Origin of the sequence: Ancylomarina sp. (assembly GCF_041555295.1) — a bacterium.
Lineage (GTDB): Bacteria > Bacteroidota > Bacteroidia > Bacteroidales > Marinifilaceae > Ancylomarina.
In genome coordinates this window covers 1-1,285 of sequence record NZ_JBFFKR010000495.1, presented here as the reverse complement: position 1 = coordinate 1,285, position 1,285 = coordinate 1, and the positions used below count along the sequence as shown (strand labels likewise).

2 protein-coding genes are annotated in these 1,285 nt (G+C 35.8%); both read left to right on the top strand.

Annotated elements, in window-relative coordinates:
• Window positions 1-495 (top strand): SufD family Fe-S cluster assembly protein (locus ABY905_RS17385; RefSeq protein WP_372646184.1); only part of this gene is annotated, 495 nt, incomplete at its 5' end.
• 62 nt (window positions 496-557) lie between these two features.
• The coding region (locus ABY905_RS17380; RefSeq protein ID WP_372646182.1) for an aminotransferase class V-fold PLP-dependent enzyme at window positions 558-1,285 on the top strand (728 nt) is incomplete at its 3' end.

The following is a 1,285-nucleotide window of genomic DNA, read 5'->3' as shown; positions in this document are numbered from 1 at the left end:
TATGGTATGTATTTGATGGATCGTAATCAGCATGTTGATAATTTCACTTTCGCAGACCATGCTAAACCTAATTGTGTGAGTAACGAACACTTTAAAGGCGTAATGGACGATGAAGCTACGGCTGCATTTACTGGAAAGATTCATGTTCGTCGCGATGCACAAAAAACAGAAGCTTATCAGAAAAACAACAACTTGTTATTATCTGATACCGCTGTTATCAATACCAAGCCTCAGTTGATTATCGATGCCGATGATGTGAAATGTAGTCATGGTGCCACTGTTGGTCAGATGGACGATGACGCTTTATTTTACTTACGTGCTCGTGGAATTAATGAAAAGGAGGCGCGCATGATGTTGATGTTTGCTTTTGCTCACGAGATTATTGAAAAAATTAGAATTGATGCTCTTAAAGATCGTATTGACGAATTAGTTGAGAAGCGATTGAGAGGCGAGATTTCTAAATGTAATACTTGCGCGATAGCTTGTAACCAATAAATTGATTATCAATTGGTAATTAATAATTTCAATTACTAATCACTAATCATTAATTGAAAAGAATGAGTTTAGATTTAAATAAACTACGTCAGGATTTTCCTATTTTATCTGAAAAAATATATGGAAAACCATTGGTGTATTTCGATAACGCAGCAACGACCCAAACACCTACTCAGGTAACTGATGTGATGGTGGAATATTACAATAAATACAATTCTAATATTCATCGTGGAATTCATTATTTAAGTAATAAATCGACTGAAGGAGCAGAAAATGCTCGTATTAAGGTTCAGAAATTTATTAATGCAGCACATTCTCACGAAGTGATTTTCACTTCGGGTACTACCGAGAGTGTTAACTTGGTTGCTAACTCATTTGGGGAATGTTATATTTCTGAGGGCGATGAGGTAATTGTTTCTGAAATGGAGCATCATTCTAATATCGTACCTTGGCAAATGCTTTGTCAGCGAAAGAAAGCAAGTCTAAAAGTTTTGCCTTTCAACGATAATGGCGAACTAATGATTGAGAAATTGGACGAACTAATTACAGATCGCACAAAAATTCTAGCTGTCAATCATATCTCAAACTCACTTGGTACAATCAATCCAATCAAGGAAATTATTGATTTTGCTCACTCGAAAAATGTGCCGGTTCTTATCGATGCAGCACAATCGATACAGCACAAGAAAATCGATGTTCAAGCTTTAGATGCGGATTTCTTAGCCTTTTCTGGTCATAAATTATATGGTCCTACAGGAGTAGGTGTACTATATGGTAAGGAAAAGTTTTT